Annotated in this window: 17 protein-coding genes; 8 read left to right on the forward strand and 9 right to left on the reverse strand. The window is 53.1% G+C overall.

Going from position 1 to position 20,352, the window contains the following annotated elements; translation table 11 throughout:
- Positions 1 to 50 precede the first annotated feature (50 nt).
- Complete coding sequence (locus tag KTE_RS10925) at positions 51 to 782, forward strand: hypothetical protein (protein ID WP_201380942.1); 732 nt, start codon at positions 51 to 53, stop codon at positions 780 to 782.
- Between the two features lie 73 nt (positions 783 to 855).
- Here KTE_RS10925 and KTE_RS10930 read toward each other — a convergent pair whose 3' ends face one another.
- The gene (locus tag KTE_RS10930) at positions 856 to 1,674 is read right to left on the reverse strand and encodes a phosphatase PAP2 family protein (protein WP_201380944.1); all 819 of its coding nucleotides are present in this window, start codon (positions 1,672 to 1,674) and stop codon (positions 856 to 858) included.
- 189 nt (positions 1,675 to 1,863) lie between these two features.
- On the opposite strand from KTE_RS10930, the gene KTE_RS10935 reads away from it, so the two are divergent.
- Positions 1,864 to 2,760: a GNAT family N-acetyltransferase gene (locus KTE_RS10935; protein ID WP_201380946.1), complete on the forward strand. Its 897-nt coding sequence runs from the start codon at positions 1,864 to 1,866 to the stop codon at positions 2,758 to 2,760.
- 69 nt (positions 2,761 to 2,829) lie between these two features.
- Here the strand turns inward: KTE_RS10935 and KTE_RS10940 are convergent, their stop codons facing one another.
- Complete coding sequence (locus tag KTE_RS10940; protein ID WP_201380948.1) at positions 2,830 to 4,077, reverse strand: 3-oxoacyl-ACP synthase III family protein; 1,248 nt, start codon at positions 4,075 to 4,077, stop codon at positions 2,830 to 2,832.
- 334 nt (positions 4,078 to 4,411) lie between these two features.
- Between KTE_RS10940 and KTE_RS10945 the strand changes: the two genes are divergently transcribed.
- Positions 4,412 to 5,125, forward strand: a complete 714-nt coding sequence (locus tag KTE_RS10945) for an MBL fold metallo-hydrolase (RefSeq protein ID WP_201380950.1) — start codon at positions 4,412 to 4,414, stop codon at positions 5,123 to 5,125.
- Positions 5,126 to 5,143: 18 nt separating this feature from the next.
- On the opposite strand, the gene KTE_RS10950 is transcribed toward KTE_RS10945, so the two are convergent.
- Positions 5,144 to 6,454, reverse strand: coding sequence for an FHA domain-containing protein (locus KTE_RS10950; RefSeq protein WP_201380952.1), 1,311 nt, complete (start codon positions 6,452 to 6,454; stop codon positions 5,144 to 5,146).
- Positions 6,455 to 7,095: 641 nt separating this feature from the next.
- On the opposite strand from KTE_RS10950, the gene KTE_RS10955 reads away from it, so the two are divergent.
- The 3 genes from KTE_RS10955 (at position 7,096) to KTE_RS10965 (ending at position 9,575) form a co-directional block, all read left to right on the forward strand.
- Positions 7,096 to 7,785, forward strand: a complete 690-nt coding sequence (locus tag KTE_RS10955; protein WP_236600654.1) for a response regulator transcription factor — start codon at positions 7,096 to 7,098, stop codon at positions 7,783 to 7,785.
- A 282-nt stretch (positions 7,786 to 8,067) separates the two neighbouring features.
- Positions 8,068 to 9,075, forward strand: coding sequence for a hypothetical protein (locus KTE_RS10960; RefSeq protein WP_201380956.1), 1,008 nt, complete (start codon positions 8,068 to 8,070; stop codon positions 9,073 to 9,075).
- Positions 9,076 to 9,362: 287 nt separating this feature from the next.
- Positions 9,363 to 9,575 (forward strand): helix-turn-helix domain-containing protein, encoded by a 213-nt coding sequence (locus KTE_RS10965; RefSeq protein ID WP_201370697.1) that lies wholly within the window; start codon positions 9,363 to 9,365, stop codon positions 9,573 to 9,575.
- A gap of 150 nt (positions 9,576 to 9,725) precedes the next feature.
- Here the strand turns inward: KTE_RS10965 and KTE_RS10970 are convergent, their stop codons facing one another.
- A complete protein-coding gene (locus KTE_RS10970) occupies positions 9,726 to 10,670 on the reverse strand; it encodes a hypothetical protein (RefSeq protein ID WP_201380958.1) in 945 nt (314 codons plus the stop codon).
- Positions 10,671 to 10,845: 175 nt separating this feature from the next.
- Positions 10,846 to 12,036: a GAF domain-containing protein gene (locus KTE_RS10975; RefSeq protein ID WP_201380960.1), complete on the reverse strand. Its 1,191-nt coding sequence runs from the start codon at positions 12,034 to 12,036 to the stop codon at positions 10,846 to 10,848.
- Between the two features lie 520 nt (positions 12,037 to 12,556).
- On the opposite strand from KTE_RS10975, the gene KTE_RS10980 reads away from it, so the two are divergent.
- Positions 12,557 to 13,516 carry a methyltransferase domain-containing protein gene (locus tag KTE_RS10980; protein WP_201380963.1) on the forward strand — a complete coding sequence of 320 codons (960 nt, stop codon included), beginning with the start codon at positions 12,557 to 12,559 and terminating at the stop codon, positions 13,514 to 13,516.
- Positions 13,517 to 13,868: 352 nt separating this feature from the next.
- Here the strand turns inward: KTE_RS10980 and KTE_RS10985 are convergent, their stop codons facing one another.
- Positions 13,869 to 14,102, reverse strand: coding sequence for a hypothetical protein (locus KTE_RS10985; protein ID WP_201370693.1), 234 nt, complete (start codon positions 14,100 to 14,102; stop codon positions 13,869 to 13,871).
- A gap of 770 nt (positions 14,103 to 14,872) precedes the next feature.
- Between KTE_RS10985 and KTE_RS10990 the strand changes: the two genes are divergently transcribed.
- Complete coding sequence (locus KTE_RS10990) at positions 14,873 to 15,979, forward strand: ABC transporter ATP-binding protein (RefSeq protein WP_201380965.1); 1,107 nt, start codon at positions 14,873 to 14,875, stop codon at positions 15,977 to 15,979.
- Between the two features lie 66 nt (positions 15,980 to 16,045).
- Here the strand turns inward: KTE_RS10990 and KTE_RS10995 are convergent, their stop codons facing one another.
- From KTE_RS10995 to KTE_RS11005, 3 genes are all read right to left on the reverse strand, one after another.
- Complete coding sequence (locus KTE_RS10995) at positions 16,046 to 18,442, reverse strand: 3-hydroxyacyl-CoA dehydrogenase/enoyl-CoA hydratase family protein (protein ID WP_201380966.1); 2,397 nt, start codon at positions 18,440 to 18,442, stop codon at positions 16,046 to 16,048.
- A 2-nt stretch (positions 18,443 to 18,444) separates the two neighbouring features.
- A complete protein-coding gene (locus KTE_RS11000; RefSeq protein ID WP_201380967.1) occupies positions 18,445 to 19,644 on the reverse strand; it encodes a thiolase family protein in 1,200 nt (399 codons plus the stop codon).
- A gap of 154 nt (positions 19,645 to 19,798) precedes the next feature.
- Entirely contained in the window at positions 19,799 to 20,203 is a 405-nt protein-coding gene (locus KTE_RS11005) for a MaoC family dehydratase (protein WP_201370689.1), read from the reverse strand.
- Positions 20,204 to 20,352: the final 149 nt, after the last annotated feature.

Raw genomic sequence — 20,352 nt, forward strand, 5'->3', positions numbered from 1 at the left:
ATCGTTGTTATGTAGACGTCCGTGCCTAGTTTTAGGAAGAGAAGTGCATTATGACAGTTACCAATCACGTGCAGGCCGCATCTCCCACTAATCAGAAAAAAGAGCGAAAAAAGCTTGCCAAGCGCGAAGCCAGGCTTATGCTAAAAATTGAAGAGGGCAAGAAAGAGGCTCAGAAGGCGGAGCAGAAGGTAGCCAAAGCTCAACAGCGCCTCGAGGAGGCTCAGGTGGCGCTCCACAATTTAGAGATGCAGCTACAACAGGTGCAAAGCGCGCTGGAGTCCATTCCAGGTAAGAAGAAAAACAACAAAGCTGCCAATGAAACAGATGAGCAGCCTCCTATCGCATCCTCCGCACCTATCCTTGAGGAATTGACAGACTCTCCCGTGACAAACACACTCGAGCAGGAGCACGCAGCGCTCCACGCCGGATCAGTCGCCCAGGACGAGCCAGCACCCGAGCCAGTTCCCTTGAACGATATTCTTCAGGAGCTCACCCAGGAACACACCCCAGAAACCGTTTCAGCGCTCGACAATAGCCATGCGGAACCCGCAAACCAGGGCAACACAGAGGAGCAGCCCGCTACCCAGGCCAATGTAGATCAATCACAGACCCAGGGAGAGGAAAGTGAGTCCTCTCCATCCTCAAGCACAGAGGAGGCGCCAACCACACAGGATCAGGCAGAGACACAAGAAGAGGATGAAACAGACGAGCAGGAAGAGACGCCAGAGCACGAGACATCCACTGGCCATAGCCATCGTCGCAGACGAAGCACTAACGCGTAAGTGGCATATACACGGAGAGGAGGGGAACGGCCATGTGATACCGTTCCCCTCCTCTCTGTGTACCAGGCAGATCTTATGATGAATGGGCTGGATGAGCCTTAGCGGGCGCGGGCGTATGCTTATACTCAAGCACCCCTCGGCGCTTCAGGCGTCCATAGATCCAGAGTGTTATGGAGAGCAAGAAGAGGCCAATCATATAGGCTCCCAGTACATCCGAGGCCCAGTGGTCACCAAGATAGACACGTGATGGCCCTACCAGGATCACAAACAATGCAGGTACAATCAGCAATACATAGTGCCACCAGCGGTCACGCTTAAAGAGAATCACCCCGAAGGAGAAGAGCAGACCCCAGAAGGCAACATACCCCATCACATGCCCACTGGGAAAGCTTTTGCCGCCAGCGGCCTGTAGGATCTCGACCAGGTTGGTTGTCGGGCGTGGGCGTCCAATCCAGGCTTTGAACAGACCATTCAAGAGCGAACTCACAGTGGTATGCACGATGAGAATGATCGCCTCCAAACGCAAATTGACGACCCAGAAGATAACCGCCATGACAACTATTAGCAGAATCGACAGCATAAGGCTGGTCCCAATATAGCTAACAGCCGTCATCAACACATCTAACCACGGAGTCCGTAACTCCTGAAACTCCTGCGTAATAAACACATCGATATTGAGGACAGCATTAAAATGCACATAGGCGGCCAGGGCGCCAAAAAGCACAAGCATAATGGCATCAAACGTGATCAAGAAACTCGTCTTGCGTAAGACGCTCCACCAGGGAGAGCGCGACTCCTCTACCTCCTGCTGTGCCTTCTGTACAGCCTCCTGAGCATGGCCCTCAAGCTCTTTTACTGCCTCATCTTTAGAAGGTGGATTCTTTTCTGGCATGGCCTCCTCCTCTATGCCTCTAGCTAACTCTCTATCAAAAGTTGTAGTTGTCTACAGCGGAAATCATCTTTACGGATAGGTAAACGATACATATAGCACGTCCAGGACTGAGCAATGGTTGCGGAATATATTGACGAAAATGACGTTTTCTCGCTATAGTCAACATAGGAAAGGGAGGTATCACTGGTCATGTCACACATTGAAGTACGACCGGCACAGGCAGAGGACCGCGAGGCGGTTCTGGCCTTCTGCGCACATACATGGGAACATGGAGATTATATCGAGCACGTCTGGAATGAATGGCTACAGAATCCAGCGGGGCAGCTCATCGTAGCTACGGTTGATAAACAACCTGCGGCCCTGGTGCATATGGAGATGCTTACGCCCGAGGACGCCTGGCTTGAGGGCCTGCGCGTCGCTCCAGAATTTCGCCGCCAGGGCCTGGCACGCAAAGTAAACGAGGCCGCGCTGGCCGAGGCTATGCGGCGTGGCGCGCAATATGCACGTATGGCTATTTCACATATCAATGAGCGCTCACAGCAGGTAAGTGAAGGGGGATATTTTCGCCGCGTGGGGGCCATTCTCCCCTTTAATACCAAAGCCACGCCCGAGAAAATCACGCGTGTACATGGCAGCGATAAACCGCGCCTGGCCACGCTTGAGGACCTGGACGCCATCATTGACTTCTTAAATGCCTCGAATATCTTTCCTATTGTCGGAGGTCTCTACTACCTGCGCTTCCGCGCTTACCCCATCACGGCAGAGTTTCTAGAGAAAAAAATCAAGGCGCAACAAATTTATGTTCTTCATCGCTGGGAACGCCTGGATGGGCTGGCCATCATTGAGGTGCGCGAGAACCCAACAGTAAGTCTCTCAGTAGGGTACATCGACGGAACCGCCATCGAAGCCATCAGCCTCATCGGCAACGAGCTACTCCAGCATGCAATCGAGATAGAGATCGAAAACGTACGCATCTACGCGCCCGACCTGGTTATTATGCGTGATGCCTTCGCGGGCCTGGGCTGTGAAGAGGCCATCGCCGAAGACAGCGAAGTCTATTATACCTACGAGCGAGGACTTTTTTAACTGATGAAGAATATAATGATGCTGGCAGCCTGTGGCTGCCAGCATCATTATATTCTTCATCAAAAATTTCTAAGCGGGATCGATCACAGCATCTACGTTTTTCAATCCTTGATAACGTACAAGCCAGCAGCCATAGTTAAGCCCCCCACCTACCGCGGGGAGCGCTAGCCACTCGCCAGGATGCAGGCGGTCATTGCGCAACAGCTCAACCAGTGCGGTGCCAATACTCGCGTTGGAGAGGTTGCCATAGTAGCGGAAGTTATCGGCCAGTTTCCCCATTGTAGACTCAGGCCAGCCATAATCATTCATCAGCAGCTCGCCCATGCGACGCGTAATGCGTGAGTTAGCCTGGTGAGGCACGATATGCTTCACATCATCATACTGCAAGCCCGAGTGACGCAGGAGCGCATCTACAGACTCTGCCATAGCCCGGGGAGCCTCGCGAAAGACCTCTTTGCCATTCATCTTGGTATAGCCCACATGGTACTGCGAGAGAAGCTGGCTTAGCTCTTTGCCCTTGCCCTCTTTGAAGAGCTGGCGAATCCGCAGATCGACCTCGGCCATCTCCACCGAGTCTTTACGCAGCGGCGTCTGGTAGAAGAGGGAAGCCGCCTGGCGAGCATCAGAACCATTAATGACATAGGTTGGCTCATCGCCACGCTCCAGAATGTAGGCCACGGCCCCCTCGCCAAAGAGCGAGCTGGTCTTCCAATCCAACACATTCATGATGTTGGGGAGTAGGCCCTCAGACATCACCAGCAACACGCGCCTGGCAGAGCTGGCGGCCAGTACCTCGGCACAGACCTGGAAGGCCTCCGTCTGGCAAGCACAGGCACCCCGCAGCATGGTTGCGCGAATAGTTGGGATACCCAGGCGCATTCCCACCCAGCCTGCAATCGTCGGAAAGGCATCATTATCGGATGAGGAGGCACCAATGATTGTATCTATATCTGTGGCTTCCAGGCCCGCACTCGCCAGGGCGCGCTTCGCAGCCACAACCGCCATATCAACAAGCGACTCATCTTCGGCCGCTTCGGGATCATCGATCAGGCCGGGAGCATCGCTACCAGCCATCCTCCGGCACAGAGCCATTGTACTGGCGCGGACATAACGGGTGCTCAAACCAGTAACACGCTCCAGGTCCTCCGCCTTACGCGGATCACCAAGACAGGTCGAAATATACGCGAAAAATTCGTTTGTGATAATACCTTTAGGAGAATAATTCCCCAAACCCACAAGGCGAACCTGGGATTTGGTATAGGTCTGTGGCACAGCATAGGTATAGTGCGGCCATTGACCCTCAGGGGCTAGTGTCATTCGAAAAAGAACCTCCGTATCGAGGATGTACCACCTAATTTACCGTAAGTATAACATATGAGATCACTCCCTGCGTATAAGCTGATCTACGATGGGAGGCGGCCTCGTTTCCGGTAAGGGCAGAGAAAAAAAAGCGTACAGTACATGGGAGTTTGCTCCTAAATAAGCATCTCATTGCTTTGTAGCAGGCCAGGTTTTATAATGCATTCTATCCAGGTCGTTAAAACATACCCTGCGCCCTCATCACCCTATATAGCTCTTCTTAGCAGATACAGGGCAAGCCAGCAAGCATCCAGGGAACCTGATTGAAGGAAAGGAATGCATCCTAGAGCCTATGCATCCAACCAAAGCCAGGATGGTGCATACCATCACAGATCGCTTCTCTATGGCCAACACCTACCTCATCAACGATGAGCGCCTGGTGGTCGTCGACCCTGGTTCTGAGTTGAATGTGCGCCTGCTCCACCACTACATTCAGCGCATTCTTGGTCGCAGCCCTCAAGATATAGACCTGGTTGTCTTTACCCACCTCCATCCCGATCATACGGCAGGTCTCGCGGCGCTCAAAGCCATCTGCTCGGCCCCCGTTGCGGCCTCGGCCCTGGTTAAGCAGCTCGCGCTCGATAATGAGAGCAAGGGAAATGTCCTGCCACGCATCAGCCATTTCGCCGGGCGGATGCTACCGGACTCCTTGCAACACCTCGATCTCTTCCCACCAGCCTATCTCCAGCAGATGCAATTGGTTGATATCTGGCTAGAGGATATTACGGGACTGCCTGAGCATCCTGAGTGGCGCGTCATTGCCAGTCCCGGGCATACTCCCGAAAGCCTCTGCCTCTACAATCCCTTCTCTCTGGAATTAATCTGTGGAGATACAGTGCTCACTAATGAAAGTGAGAGGCCACGTCTACGCGCCGGAGCTAACCGCCACCTCTTACGCGAGACACTGCACGTCCTCCGTAGCCTGGATATTCGCTACCTCTATCCTGGCCACGGGCGCCCCATCCTCTCGCTCCACCCACTTCAACGCTATGAAATTGCGTGGTAAACTCGTTTGCGCGGAGCACTACTTCTGGCGGCTAGGAAGCTTGATAGGGGCGGGGCCAATGCCACTAATAGGCGCGGTATAGGGCCGGGGTGTGATCAGATGTGGCAGGGAAGAAGTATGAGCCACCAGCATCGAGATATACTCCAGGCGAATGTTGCCTACAGAGACGATATCGCCGCCTTGGAGCAAGCGAGGCTTGGTCAGGTACTCATCGTTGACGCGTGTCCCATTCCGGCTATTGAGATCCTGCACATAGTCGCCATCCGCCTGACGCAAGAATTGAGCATGCCGACGTGAGATCGAAGAGTCATTGATCACGATATCGCTCTCGATACCCCGCCCAACCGAGAGAACGGCCCGTTCGAGCATAAAGCTACGACCCACCAGTTCACCATCGCAAATGGTCAGCGCACCTCCCAGATTTGTCGAGGTCTGAAAAGGAGTTGGCGGCCTTGTTACCTCAGCAGTGTCCTTCCAATCTTCCGTTACGCGACCCGAAAAGAGGACCGAAGCTCGGTCGGTGAGTGGCCTGGTTGCAGGCAGATCACGACTATTTCCGGTAGGGGTATCCTGACCCAGTTCACTGGTCAGGCGCCATTTGTGGTGCGCAAGAGGATCACTCTCCTCTAACGAAGCCTCTTGAGACTCAGCCAACGCGAAGATAAAGCGGTGTGAGCCAACTTCAAGCAAGTCATTATGCTCCAGGCGTGCAAAGCCTTTGACACGCTGGCCGTTGAGCGAGAGGCCATTCATGCTCCCACAATCCGTCACAAAGACCATGCCACGGTCCCACACGATCTCGGCATGGTGGCGCGAGACCATATCGTCATCCAGCCAAATATCGCAGTTCTCATCACGTCCAATCGTCATGATCGCACGCTTGAAAGCCAGGCGCTGGCCTTGAAAGTTTCCATTCCGATACTCTAGCCAGGCCCAGGGCGTCTCCTCACCAAAGACCAGCGACACGGGGTTACCTGGTATATAGCGGGGAGGAACATACGATGTGCTAGTGGAATTCGAGCGTGTAGCAGCGGTCTGCACAGATGTGGATCTAAGGAGAGATTCCGCGACACGCGGTCGCGCTTGCGCCAGAAAGAGGGCGCTGGCCCCTATAGGTAGCAACCAACCGCAAATAGCGAGATAAGCCAGGACGATCATCGCCTCTAGAAATGAGAGCGAGGCACGTGTGGTATGAAAATAAAGCGCGTACCATATAAAGGCAGGAATTACCAGCAGGGCCGCTATTATGCAGGCGAAAGAGACAGCCAGAAGCTGACGCCGCGCCCCACGTTTGCGTATGTAGGCATAGAGAATATTGCCCACGAGCATACATAGGCAGCAGGCGACTCCACCGTAGCTACCAAGATAAAACCAGGTTGGGAAACTTGCTGTATTCGTTGTCTGCCTCCCTCAAGGAGCCATCCACTGCCCGCTTTTATCACAACGAGGCGCATGTCCTCGCTCCAAGCCCCGCTTTGAAAGCGGGGGTACATGACTCCCAGCGTACACACATTCTTAGAGGATAGCTTCAGAAAAATGATATCATCTTGTTTCACCACAGACAAAATAGTAGGACTTGTGGGTGAAGTAGGAAATGCTTAAGATGCACATACGCCTTTCTACCTCTTCCTTTGCGCATTTTTAGGAGCCATCTCCACTGGGGCGAGCTTGTGAACCGGGATAGATAAGGGAGAGCAGGCTTTTGCGAGACACTGCTGGGCAGATGGCCAGCGAAATAAACCTGGAGACGGGTCAAATTGCCGTAATAAACAGAGCCAATTGCCCAAAAGAACTATTGATCATGACTATTCCTGTCACACATTGTATCATTATGTTACTCCCATAGTTGCGTCCCGTTGGGAACGTGAGACGCAGAAATGATGAGTAACGTGTCTATAAGAAGACACGTCTGTACATCCTTGCATTGTAACGTAGGCCTGTAGTGTAGGAGGAAAACGTACGTGAAGATCATGGTAGCGGACGATGACCGCGACATGGTAGATATGCTGAGCTACTGGCTCAAAGGGCATGGCTACGAGGTCATACGCGCCTTTGATGGCGAGCAGGCAATCAAGCGTTGGCGTGAATCATTACCAGACCTGGTGATTTTAGATATTCAGATGCCTAAACTTGATGGTTTCGAGGTCTGTCGCCAGATGCGTAACGAAACCAACTCTATGGTACTTATCTTGACCGCTCACGACCGTGAAGACGACGAAGTCCGTGGCCTGGAACTGGGTGCTGATGACTATTTGCGCAAACCCTTCAGCCCAAGACAGCTCCTGGCACGCATTAAAGCCGTTATGCGCCGCGCAGGCAATGTACGCGGGGCCGCGGGCACCTCTACAGTTACTGTTGGACCAATTACGCTTGATGCGATGCGGCATGAGGTCACACGCGATGGCGTCAAAGTTCGCCTTACTCCTACTGAAAGCCGTTTGCTCCATTTGCTTATTACCAATACAGGCCAGGTCTTGACCACAGATATGATCATCGAACGTGTCTGGGGCTACGATGAAACTGGCGACTCGGGCCTGGTGAAGACCCACATCCGCCACCTGCGCCAGAAAGTAGAGCCCTCTCCTAATAGCCCTCGTTTTATTATGACGGTCCCAGGAGTAGGCTATACCTTCACTGCCCCTGTGGCTATCGAACCCTAACCCGGCCCCTTAAGCTTTCAATTTGGGCACAAGCGACGACAACGATCAGGTATCCAGCCATACGCGAGACGGCAATACATGGTTGGATACCCCTCTAGAACACATTCCTCTCGCCCTGCTTCTTAACCTGCCTTGGTGAATCTTAACCACTCTGTAACACATTAACCATCACACCTTCGTCTTCTTCAATGATACACTTCCCTATATCCATTTGGGCAAATACACAGAAACAGTCAGGGAACTCCATGCCTCAAGGCAGGGGTATCCAGAGGCGGAGGTCTGATGATTACAAGGCTAACAACAGGGGAGGCAGCCTCCGAGAAGCAGCATCTCAAGCGTGCAAGCATAAAATCAGCCCGAGGTAGGCGAACTATGCGGTACCAGGGCGACCCCTGCACCTGCCAACGTTTGCCGCTCACGCATATAGAAGCGCTTCAAGAAACAAGAGAAGCAGAAGAGCCTCTTCTGGAGAACATTTTACTCCCAACAGAGCTGTTGCAGGAAGTACAACAACACATTCAGGAGTTGTTGGCACAGAGACAGCCCTTCAGCCTTTTTGTCCTGCATATTGTGCAAGTTGAACGCCGAAGCACCTATGATGCCACCACACATAAGTATGTGTTCAGGCCTCCACGTTGCAGCCATCCGGCACCTGGTTTTATGAACCAACTCGAAGACAAGATCAAAGCCGTCCTACGTGGTAGTGATCAACTACGCACACACGGCGAAGGGAGCGCTCTGCTCTTCCTCCCAGGTGTTGGATCTGGAGGTGCCTACAACATTCTGGAGCGTATTTACGCACAGGTAGACCTGCTGGAGGCGGAGACGATAATTCCTCCCCTACGGCATGAAACACATATTGTCATCGGGTATGCCTCCTTCCCCGAACAGCAAGAGACCTATGAGGGCTTTCTCCAGCAGTTAGGGCGTTGCGCGCGACGCGTCACCCTGAAGCCACGTATGCTCTTACCAATCAGCGCCGCACACAGCAGGCATAGTAACCTGTATCATCAGCCGCCAGCATACGAGGCAGCAATGCCATCCTCAGTCCCGTTTATGCACCTGCCAACCTGCCTGCCCAGGCGTTTGACACGCCTCATCCCCCACAGGGTCGCCTGCACCTTGCGCTGCGTACCGGTAGGCCGTGAACAACAGGCGCTAACTGTAGCCCTGGCCGACCCCTCGAATCGCGAGAGTCTCGACTACCTGGCTCAGCTTACGCATATGACAATCTTTCCTGTGGCTTGCAAGCACGAGGAACTTGACATACTACTAGCCACAAAGTGGTAGTAGGAGTTACAAAGAAACCGAAAAAGGATATAATCAGAAAAAGGGAGACGAAGAACGTCTAGCAGGAAGATTTAATATCCGATAGCAAGCCAGTCCAGGGTAACGAATATCTAACCATGCTAGCGTTAAAATTAACCAGATCGCAACTTTTCCTTAACACAGTTTTACATCAACATTGGTTACTATAGTATGCAATGAGACAATTTATGTAACGTAATTTATCGTCTCCCGGATTACATCGTTAGTGGCAATTGTACTTATTTAACAATTCTTAAGGAGAACCTAACATGGTAGTTCAGATGATTCAGGATGATACCCTCTTAACCTTCAAGGAAGCAATGGATTACCTGCGCGTGAGCCGCTCCACCCTCTACCGCTTGATGTGGTCCGGGCAGCTTACTGGACACAAGGTTGGTAGCACCTGGCGTTTCTACCGCGAGGATCTGCGTGCATGCGTGGGACGCGAAATTTCCTCCGCTCCATTGGCAAATGCGCAGTAATTGATTTCCCTTGCCCGTCTAAGTTTACTACATTTGCAGTTTTCCAGATTTATCTATATCGTTTTCATTTTTTAAAAACCTATTGCTGATTCATTGCAAAAAAGGTGTAAGCCAGAATCCTGGCTTACACCTTTTTTTGTCTGTTTACACCTAAACCTGTTGATAATCTACAATCTTGTATTGGTTGCCGACCTTCTCGACGGTCAAGGTCACCGCGTACTTTAACTTTGAACGCGTGATATCGAAGGTGACCTTGAGATTGGAGAGTCCCTGCGCACTCGGCTGTGCTGAAACCTGGTTGGTGCGTGGCGTAAAGGAGAGTACCTGGCCATAGCGAGCATCACGCGCCTTGGCCTCGGCGATAAATTGCTCGCGCGTGAGACCCTGCAAACGTCCTTTCGGCTCGATATAACTAAAAGCCTCATCGTAGTTACGGCTCTGAATGGCGGTGTAGTAGTTATTGATCGTCGTCAGTGAACCCGTGGTTTGCAACACTACAGGAGCCATGACTGATGAAGCTGTCCAGGTACACAAGCCACAACTCACCAGGGCGATCACACCAAAAATAGCAAGCGAGAGCCATACCCACTTATTGGCCCTGCGTCGTACAGGAAGACCAGGCGCGGGAAAAGGCGCAAATGGAGCCGCGGGCGCAAACTGCGGCCCTCCCTGAAATTGCTGGGGACCCTGTGGGCCAGGGTTTCCTCTTGCAGGGACGGGCGGAAAAGTTGACCAGGGCGTCTCTTCAGGCCGTGAAGGCGGTGTTGGCTCTCGTTCGACAGAGGTTGGCTCCGGCATCTGTGCGTAGAATGAGGGTGGGGGTGGATAAACCAGTCCACTCCGGATATCCTCCTCGGAGACCTCCTGTGCGGGCCTGTCTTCATTAGGAGCCGCTGCGACAGAGCCATACTGCTCAGGTATGGTACCGGGCTGCTTGTGCTCTTCCTCCTCAGGTGGCATGTCTACAGATGGCGACTGGCTCTCTCCCTGTTGGGGAGGGGTCGCTTGCGAGGCGGTAGGCGCAGGATACTCGTACAATGGCTGAGCCGATTGACCAGGCCCTGTCTTGGCTTCTTCTTCTGGGGTCTGCTGCATAATAACTTACTCTTATCCAAATCCAAAAAATGAAAATTAGTCCCTTTACTGCTTATCCGAAAACCTGAGCGCGGAGCGCTAGTCGCGAGAGCGACGTTGGGTTTCGGAATAAGAGCTTAGCCAGAAACAATTATGACTATACACTAACTATACGCCAGAGAGAAGGCGAAAGTTCTTACTGCTGCTCAAATTGTCTCTCCAGATCGCGACGCACATATATCTCGGCCTCGGCGCGTGATACGCGATGCTCACGTGCATAGCTCAATAGGCGCTGCACATAGCAAGAGGCCAGAATCTCGCGTTGCTCTGCTAGACTAAGCATAGGACGTAATTTCAATTTTGTATAGGGGTAAAAATCTTTATCCTGAAGCGCTGTCGCCAGAAGATGAGCCAGGTCGTCAACTGCTTTACAGGCGGTGGGATCATCGAAGAAACGCGGCTGAGTGCTGGAGACCACAAGCGCCCCGGCGACTCTGCCACCACGCATGACAGGGGTCGCACATGAACTTGCCTCGTGAGTATCGACTTCAACGAGGAGGCGAGTCGCTTCGTCCCGGCTATCCCAGCGCATCATGCGTTGCTGCATCACCGCCGACCCGGCAAGCGTCGTACTTCCCAGAAAGACACGGCTATCAGTCGCTGGCGACCAGGGTTCGGTGCCACGGGCCAGCGCTTCATATAACGAATGAATAGTCCCATCGTCCTCGCAAGGAGGCATAAAAGAGGCATAGATGATGGTGATTCCCTTGTGCTCTGTATCCAACTGGAGCAGGGCATAATCAAAAATCGTCTGCGCTACCTGCCAGAGACAGTTGGCTGGATCAGCGGTGCTCGCAATCAACTCAAGGACACGGCGATAGATCTCAACCCGAATCTCAGGGATACTCGCCAGAATGTTCATATCAAGAACGCCTGGAAAGGTTTTGTTAATCGCCTGTATCATTGCCTGTCGATGCTCTGACATCACATCAGGAAGATTGCGTAAATGTGAGTGTCGAGGATCAGAGGTACCATTCATCCAGCGGTAGATAGTGTTCTCCGCGACATCCAACTCGCGTGAGATGCGCCCAATCTCAGCCCGGTTACGATGCAAAATAGCATGCAACGTACTACTAAATGGTGAGAGCCCCTTCTCATTAGCGCTACTGAGCACAGGAATATTATCGGCGGCGATCTGGCTCCCCTTGCGCGCTTGCGCCGTACTTTTAGTATTCTCAGTACGCGAGAGGGCACTCTTGCGTGGAGGGCTCGCTTGCTTCAGGATGGCTGTATTCTTGCGTTTTCCTCGCCCACTCCTCAAACTGCCACGCAATACATTCTCTTCCAGTTCGTTGCCTGGCTGTTCGGGATTGCGTCCTTTCTGCATACCAATAGCCCTCTTCCTTAGGGAGCCACATGCTCCATCTCTATTTATCTCACCCATTATAGCATAGAAACGGGACTTTATTGTAGATATTCACATGAAGAATAGATAAAAAAATGCAGGCAGTTATTTCACAAATGTGAATATTCAGCAGAAAAGAGCAGGGCACATTTCTAGCAGGCATCCTTTTTTCTTCACCAAGGCCCCACCGCTTATCCTCTTCAATTAACCCAGCTGTACAAGTTATCGCAGGCAAGCACCGCAGGCATGAGGCATCTTGCCCAAAACATAGAGGGTTAGCTAACAAGAGAGGTGCCATATACGTTCCTATTGCAAACGCATCATTTATATTATCACTTACAAAATACATTTGTTTAAACAAAGATACATTACAATGTATACACTAACTTCATACAATGTTGCACATCTATTGATTTTTCATCCATCGATATGTTAATATTACTGCTGTTAATGCTCGTGCTGAGAATTCTGTATCTGGTTGGAAGGTTAAGGTTAAGTGTTAATGGCGGGAAACAATCTCATTCACGTAAATGATTACGGTTTACCTCTCAATGCAATTGAATGGTTGGAGACACACCATCAAAGCAAGGCCAGCGAACGCATCCATATGATCCAGGAAATCGCCCTCCCACAGGGAGGATTTATTGTTGATGCGGGTTGTGGACCAGGGCTCTGGACACCAATGCTGGCCAAGGCCGTTGGTCCAGAGGGGCGTATCCTTGGCGTTGACATCTCAGATGAGTCGCTCCACGTTGCGCACCAGCGAAGCATAGGTGCCTGGTATGAGGACCAGGTTGAATATCGACGGGCCGACCTGGAACAACTTCCCATTGAACTCAATACAGCGGATATCATTTTCAGTGCAAATGTCAGCCAGTACTTTCCTTCACCAGTGAATACCTTTGCCGCCATGCGACCCTACCTCAAACATGGTGGACGCCTGATTGTGAAGGATATCGACTTCGGCACCATGCGCTTTGGTGTTCTGAGCCAGGCACTACAAAAACGTGTCTTGCACGCACGACAAAAGTGGGAGGAGAAGCGGGCAGCTCTGGGGTACGCACATGAAGATAGCTGGATCGGTTCCAAGCTCCAGCACTACCTGCGCAAGGCAGGATATGATGCGGTGGTTGAACACGCCTATCCCATTCGCCGACACTCTCCCCTCACGCCTGAATATCGTTCCTATCTTCAGGGGATCGCCGAGTGGTTTCTCTGCGAGGGCGCACCTTTTCTCTCCGCTGCCGAAAAAGCACAATGGAGACGCAGCTTCTTCTCAGAAAAAAACTGCATTTTTGACCATCCCGACTTCTTCTGCGAAGAAGTAGAGTATGTCGTGAGTGGCGTCCGCAATATACAGAAAGAAACGCTATTCGACGAGCAAGCCAGGACACAAATAGATGCACATTTGCATACATTTGTCTTTGAACCAGGCTCCTTAACACCATCACTCTCACGCTAAAAACTGCCCTCTCCGTGAATGGAGGGGTGAAGTAAGTGTCACACAGACAACCTTCGACACTTTATTCTGTCAGTTCATAGCTGAAACCGCCTTATAGCGGCGCATAGCTCTTTCTGATCAAAGAACTATGCGGGCTACATGTTTCGTGAGTTGCGCCCAGGGATTGTATTTATACATTGTGACGTACATTGTAAGATGTATTGTTTGACAACGTATAAATACAATCCTCTTTTTTGGCGCTTTATCGTACCAGCCAGCACATATACAAAAAGGAACCCATTTTCAGGGTTCCTTTGTAGAGAGATGAAATTGATATCACTTTAGAAAATGTGGCACACCATCACCCGCAAGCCTAATGGCAGCTCCCCAGTTTATCGGCAATCATCGCAATGGCAACATCCCCCACCAGTGATTGCAACTGGTTGTGGAGCTGTCCCATATTCTCCATCCGCGCAGTAATAAACTCATGTTGTGACATACCGTAAGAAATTTCAGATAATCCGCGTTGTGCTGCCTCATATTCTGCGCTTATCTGCGACAATAAGCGCGCAACCTCACTGCGCTGTTCCTGTGCCTCTAGCATCATTCATTCCTCCACTGTCCCTATGGGTGGACTGCTGTTCCGCGTTTTACTCTCTTACCTATACTTGCACATATGTACATACAATGTTTCTCTTTTGTAGTCACATACTATGCATTGCACGTTAATAGTATGCATGAAGCTGCATCTAATTGTCTAGTGTTTTTCTCTTGAAACAGCTTATACACAAGAAATCTTCATACAATTTTTACATATTTTTATGTAATATGCCTACATTGTTATAACAAAGGAGAAACGTTTTATAAAGCCACTTCAATAAGCTAAAACCGCTAAAATTTCCCCAGGCTGTTCCTCTAGCCTTAACAAAAAGATACGCAGAAATAGGCAGGTACTTGAGTACTAATTCTCCCTCATACATTCTCCCTCATACAATGTCGATTACTCTCTCCCCCAATGGCAATACATATAGAGACTACATAGCCCACATCTTATTAAAATTTCATAAAGGCCCAGATTTGAGCAACCATGCTTTTTTATCAAAATTAGCCTATGTTTCTTGTTAAAGTTGTGTTATACTAATTTTATTGTTAGCCTGCCGGCTGGAAACAACGAAGTATACTTTTAGCGGAGCCGGTAGGTAGAAGCTATGTCGATCTCCCTTTAAGCAGTGATTTATATAGACGAATCTCTATAAAAAGATCGCTCTATTTCACGCTTGACGCGGCATAGCACCAAGCAGGAGCTTCATTCTATATGAAGAAGGGTAACAGTAAGCAAAGCTGCGAACTGTTACGAAGCGAAAGGAGTATCCCTTCATGGCTCGTGTCCAATTTGAGAACATCTACAAACGCTTCGGCAAGGTAGAAGTCGTCCATGATGTCAGCTTTGATATCAAGGACAAGGAATTCATGGTCCTGGTCGGCCCCTCTGGTTGTGGTAAGAGTACCTGCCTTCGTATGGTTGCAGGTCTTGAGGAGCCCAGCGAAGGCCAGATCTACATCGGTGACCGCATGGTCAATGGCGTCGATCCTAAGGATCGCGATATCGCTATGGTCTTCCAGAACTATGCGCTCTATCCTCACATGACCGTATTTGACAACATGGCCTTCGGTCTGAAATTGCGCCACTACCCCAAAGCAGAGATCAAGAAGCGCGTTGAAGACGCAGCCGGGCAGCTCGGTCTCGAAAACCTGCTCAAGCGTAAACCCAAAGAACTCTCTGGTGGTCAGCGCCAGCGCGTTGCCCTGGGTCGCGCGATTGTCCGCGAGGCGCAGGTCTTCCTGATGGACGAGCCGCTCTCCAACCTGGATGCTAAGCTGCGCGTTGAGACGCGTGCAAATATCATCAAACTGCACCAGCGCATTCAGACAACGACTATTTACGTTACCCACGACCAGGTCGAGGCTATGACCATGGGTGACCGTATTGCAGTCCTGAATGGCGGCGTTATCCAGCAACTGGGTACACCACAGGACCTGTATGATCATCCCGCGAACATGTTCGTCGCTGGCTTCATTGGTACTCCTACCATGAACTTCATCCCCGGTGCGAAGGTCGTTGGTGAAGGCGACCTGACCAAGCTCGTGCTCGAAGGTATCGGCCAGATCGAGGTACCCGCTGAGCTGGCCAAGCTCGCTCGTGACGCGGCTGGCCGCGAGTTGACCTTCGGTATCCGCCCCTCACACCTTGAGGATGCGACCCTGGTCGGCGAGAGCAGCACCCGCTCCAGCATCGACGGCACGGTTGACGTTGTTGAGAACCTCGGTAACGAGCTCCAGGTTTACCTGACCGCTGGCGGCAAGAGCCTGATCGCGACGCTCGATCCTCGCTCCCGCGCGGTTCCCGGCAACAAGATCCGCCTGTATGTTGAGAGTGATCGTGTTCACCTCTTCGATACCGCGACCGGCGAATCCATCTTCTAAGGTAAAGAACAGAAAAAAAAGACCCACGGCACGTGTGCCGTGGGTCTTTTTTTTCTGTTCTTTACCTTAGTTGCGCAGGGGCTTGCCTGTCATCAGGATAGCCTGCATACGCTCCTGGGTTTTCTCCATGCCACAGAGGCTCAGGAAGGCTTCGCGCTCCAGGTCAAGCACCTGCTGCTCCGTTAGCGGTGTGAGTGGTGAGCAATTGCCACCAGTCAAGACGCGGGCCAGGTGGCGCGCGACAACGGCATCATGTTCACTGACCTTTCCGGTAAGCAGCAGATTATCTACCTGCTGCTCCAGGACCAGGCGCGCGCCAGAACCTGGCAGGATCATCAGCTGAGGCTGGGCAGGCTGCCACTTACCAGCGGACTGGGCCTCAGCCAGTTGCAGGGCGTCCGCCTTGGCGTCACGCAGGAGTACGGCACGGCTGACACTCAACCTGTCCGTCTTACGCATGAAGCGTAGCTCCTGGGCCTCGACCGCGCTGGTCGAGACGGTGGCCATGGCGATGGTCTCAAAGGCCTTACGCGATGGGGTGAAAGGACCGCCCGTCTTGCCCGCCTTCTGACGCTCCAGGTCAGCTCCATGACGCAGGAGAAGCTCTTTACAGCCGCCCCCCGCTGGCACTACACCAACACCCACTTCGACGAGACCAATAAACGACTCGGCCAGGGCGCGCGTATGGTTACAATGCATAATAATCTCACAGCCACCGCCAAGCGCACGGCCAGTCGGCGCGGCCACAACAGGGATGGAACTGTACTTGAGCATCTGGTTCGCCTGCTGTAACCCGTTGACGGCGTTATTGATCATGTCCCATTCCCCCTGGCGCGCCCCCATGAGCACGAGGAAGAGGTTCGCGCCAGCCGAGAAGTCGGGAGCGTCGTTCGCGACGACCAGGGCGCGGAACTGCTTTGGCCCCTCCTCGACGGCATAGCGGATCATCTCGATGATGCCCTCATCGATGGAGTTCATCTTGGTATGGAACTCCAGGCAGGCCACACCATCACCCAGGTCGATCAGGGCAGCCGAGCCGTTGTCACGCACGACCTTGTTGCTGGCTTTGAGCGCGGTGAAGGTGATGCTGCCCGCTGGCACAGGCACCGGCTTATAAGTGTCATCTTTGAAGTCAAAGTACTGGCGGACGCCGTTGGTCTCGACGTAGAATGTCCCCTGCCCTTTTTCGCGCACGCGCTGGACCAGTTCGGGCAATTCGCGTCCCTCAAGAGTCTTCTCCAGCACCTGGGGATTCTTGAGCAGGAGATCCCAGACCTCAAAGCTACCAAAGTCAAAGTTAAAGCCCCAGCGCATGGCCTCATCGACCGCGACGACGCTATCGGCTATCTCAGCCGCCAGGGTCGCGGCATAGATCAGGGAGTCCGCCGTGGTCTCGCGGGCCAGTTGCCCGCCTTTGTCATCGCTATTGAGCATGGCGAGCATGCGCTGCGCCGGGTCGTCGTAATTGCGTGCCGTGCCAATAGAGGCCAGGCGCACCTTCTGCTTCGGCCCATACTCCAGCGTCTTCAGATCCAATTCAAGGATCTCTGAGCCGCCACCGGGCTGCTTCACGCGCTTATAGAAGCCCTGCCCGCTCTTCTCCCCAAGCTTGCCTTGCGCGACCATCTGGCGGATGATCTCCGGCAGCTTAAACGTCTCGCGCCAGGGGTCTTCTGGCGCGTTCTGATAGAGGTTGTCGGCCACATGCGCCAGGGTATCCAGGCCCGAGAGGTCGGCTGTGCGGAAAACGGCTGATTTCGGGCGTCCCATGGAGGGGCCAAGGATAGCATCCACCTCACCAACGCTATAGCCCTCGGCCAGAGCGCGGTGAATGGTCGAGAGAAAGCCGTACACACCGACACGGTTGGCGATAAAGTTCGGAGTATCCTTACACAGGACCACACCCTTGCCCAGCACTTCCGTCCCAAACTCGCGCATAAAGGGCAGGAGCGCGGGATCGGTATCGGGCGTGGGAACCAGTTCCAGCAAGGGCATATAGCGCACGGGATTGAAGAAGTGCGTGATCAGGAAGTTGCGGCGGAACTCGGAGCCACGCCCCTCGATCAGCTGGTGCGCGGGAAGGCCCGAGGTGTTCGAGCTGATGATGGTGTGAGGCGCCAGCACCTTCTCCAGGCGCTCATACAGAGAATGCTTGATATCGAGACGCTCGACGACGGCCTCAATGACCCAATCCACCTCGGCCAGCGCCTGCAAATCATCCTCAATATTACCAACCGTTACCAGTTGCGCCCCGCGTTTGGTATAGAAGGCGGCTGGCCTGGCTTTGAGAGCCTTCTCCAGGCCAGTGCGGGCCACAATGCTCCGATCTTTGGCATCTGGAGGCACAATATCTAGCAGCAGGCTGGGGATGCCAACGTTGGCGAGATGGGCGGCGATAGCCGCGCCCATCACACCAGCGCCGATCACGCCTACTTTGCGAATGCGATATGGCGTGGTAGACATGACTATGAAATCCTCTCGATCAAGGTGGCAACGCCCTGGCCACCACCAACGCACAGCGTGGCAATACCCAACGTCTTATCCAGGGTCTGTAGATCATTCACCAGGGTGGCAATCAAGCGAGCACCGCTACAACCCAGGGGGTGTCCCAGGGCAATCGCGCCACCGTGGGGATTCAGCTTCTCCTCATCATCAAGGCCTAGTTCGCGGATCACGGCCAGGTTCTGCACGGCAAAGGCCTCGTTCAGCTCGAAGACATCGATATCGCTTAGTTGCAGGCCCGAGCGCTGGAGAACTTTGCGCACCGCGGAGACGGGTCCAATGCCCATAATGTCGGGGCGTACGCCAGAGACAGCCATGGTGCGAATGCGGGCCAGGGGCGTAATCCCCTGCTCACGCGCCTTCTCCTCGGACATGATCACAACTGCGGAGGCACCATCATTGAGCGGGCTGGAGTTACCAGCGGTCACGGTGCCACCTTTGATAAAGGCGGGCTCCAGGCTGGCGAGCCTCTCAAGCGAGGTATCTCGGCGTGGTCCCTCGTCGATCTCCATCACGCGCCCATCGGGCAGGGGCACGGGTACGATCTCGCGCTTGAAGATGCCCTTCTCAGTCGCCGCAATGGCGCGCTGGTGGCTGCGCAGCGCGAAGGCATCCTGAGCCTCGCGGCTGATATTATGCAGGCGCGCCAGGTTCTCAGCGGTAATCCCCATGGGCATATAGCTGGCATAGCCATATTCAAGCTCACAGGGCGGGAGATACGACTCGGCCTTTTCGCCCTCACGCGGCGGGACCAGGCGCGGATTAAAGCTGGGGTTAAAGCCGCCCATAGGCACACGGGACATATTCTCAACGCCGCCTGCAATAATCACATCTCCCAGGCCAAGCATGATGCTCTGCGCGGCCATGTTCACTGCTTGCAGGCTGGAGGCACAGAAGCGGTTGACAGTCACACCACCAGCGGTCTCGGGCAGGTCAGCGAGCGCACCTACGATACGCGCCAGGTTCATGCCCTGCTCCCCCTCAGGGAAGGCACAGCCAAGAATCAGGTCTTCTATCAGCGAGCGATCCAGGTTCGGCACACGCTCAACGGCGGCTTTGACCGCTAGAGCGGCGAGGTCATCGGCACGTACATCTCTTAGCACGCCTTTATTCGCGCGCCCAATAGGAGTGCGTACAGCACTCACGATCACGGCTTCTGGCATTATCTCTACTCCTTTGTGAGAGTGAATCGTTATTTTACAGTGAGAAAAACGGGTAACGACGCTGCTAAAGCACGCGTCTACATATGAGGCACGGAGCATCTCGCGCCTTGATATGTAGACGCGGGCTTTAGCGGCGTTGTGCCAACACCCTGTATTAGTCGCATGGCACACACATCTCATCTGGCTCGAGGTCACGCACAACTCCCTGTGTCTCGCCAGCCAGGACACGCTTGCCATGCTGATTGAAGCAGGTGAAGATGGAAGTCATGTGTGTCCGCCCAGCCTGCTGCTCAAGCTGGGTCACTGTGACGATACAGCGGACGGTATCTCCAGCATAGACGGGGCGTAGAAAATCAAAATTGAGCGAACGCGCGATATAGTTCAGGTCCCCACCAAGTTTGGTAGGAAGCGTCGCGGTAAGCAATCCATGCACCATGACACGTCCTTGCTCATCGGGGAGGATATGATGCGCACCCTTGTCACCTGAGAGGTGAGCAAAGAGCCGCACCTCATCCAGGGTAAATGTACGCTCCCAAGACTTCGTATCTCCAACCTGCATAGCAAAACTCCTCTTCGTATTGTGGCAGTACGCGATAGAGGTGCTACAACTTCCTGGTTTAGCTCAAGAGGGGGGCACTAATCCCTCGTTGAGGATAAAAAGAGAGAACAGGACGTGGGGGGAGGAGTGACTCCCCCCCACATCCCACA

Origin of the sequence: Ktedonobacter sp. SOSP1-85, assembly GCF_016587415.1 — a bacterium.
Taxonomy (GTDB): Bacteria; Chloroflexota; Ktedonobacteria; order Ktedonobacterales; family Ktedonobacteraceae; genus Ktedonobacter.

Bases quoted from the DNA above. Each gene is read 5' to 3' on its own strand.
- KTE_RS10955 (WP_236600654.1), top strand. From the start codon at position 7,096: ATGGTAGCGGACGATGACCGCGACATGGTAGATATGCTGAGCTACTGG.
- KTE_RS10990 (WP_201380965.1), top strand. From the start codon at position 14,873: ATGGCTCGTGTCCAATTTGAGAACATCTACAAACGCTTCGGCAAGGTA.
- KTE_RS11005 (WP_201370689.1), bottom strand. From the start codon at position 20,203: ATGCAGGTTGGAGATACGAAGTCTTGGGAGCGTACATTTACCCTGGAT.
- KTE_RS10940 (WP_201380948.1), bottom strand. From the start codon at position 4,077: ATGACACTAGCCCCTGAGGGTCAATGGCCGCACTATACCTATGCTGTG.
- KTE_RS10985 (WP_201370693.1), bottom strand. From the start codon at position 14,102: ATGATGCTAGAGGCACAGGAACAGCGCAGTGAGGTTGCGCGCTTATTG.
- KTE_RS10960 (WP_201380956.1), top strand. From the start codon at position 8,068: ATGATTACAAGGCTAACAACAGGGGAGGCAGCCTCCGAGAAGCAGCAT.
- KTE_RS10980 (WP_201380963.1), top strand. From the start codon at position 12,557: ATGGCGGGAAACAATCTCATTCACGTAAATGATTACGGTTTACCTCTC.
- KTE_RS10995 (WP_201380966.1), bottom strand. From the start codon at position 18,442: ATGTCTACCACGCCATATCGCATTCGCAAAGTAGGCGTGATCGGCGCT.
- KTE_RS10935 (WP_201380946.1), top strand. From the start codon at position 1,864: ATGTCACACATTGAAGTACGACCGGCACAGGCAGAGGACCGCGAGGCG.
- KTE_RS10975 (WP_201380960.1), bottom strand. From the start codon at position 12,036: ATGCAGAAAGGACGCAATCCCGAACAGCCAGGCAACGAACTGGAAGAG.
- KTE_RS10925 (WP_201380942.1), top strand. From the start codon at position 51: ATGACAGTTACCAATCACGTGCAGGCCGCATCTCCCACTAATCAGAAA.
- KTE_RS10965 (WP_201370697.1), top strand. From the start codon at position 9,363: ATGGTAGTTCAGATGATTCAGGATGATACCCTCTTAACCTTCAAGGAA.
- KTE_RS10950 (WP_201380952.1), bottom strand. From the start codon at position 6,454: ATGCTCGTGGGCAATATTCTCTATGCCTACATACGCAAACGTGGGGCG.
- KTE_RS10930 (WP_201380944.1), bottom strand. From the start codon at position 1,674: ATGCCAGAAAAGAATCCACCTTCTAAAGATGAGGCAGTAAAAGAGCTT.
- KTE_RS10945 (WP_201380950.1), top strand. From the start codon at position 4,412: ATGCATCCAACCAAAGCCAGGATGGTGCATACCATCACAGATCGCTTC.
- KTE_RS11000 (WP_201380967.1), bottom strand. From the start codon at position 19,644: ATGCCAGAAGCCGTGATCGTGAGTGCTGTACGCACTCCTATTGGGCGC.
- KTE_RS10970 (WP_201380958.1), bottom strand. From the start codon at position 10,670: ATGCAGCAGACCCCAGAAGAAGAAGCCAAGACAGGGCCTGGTCAATCG.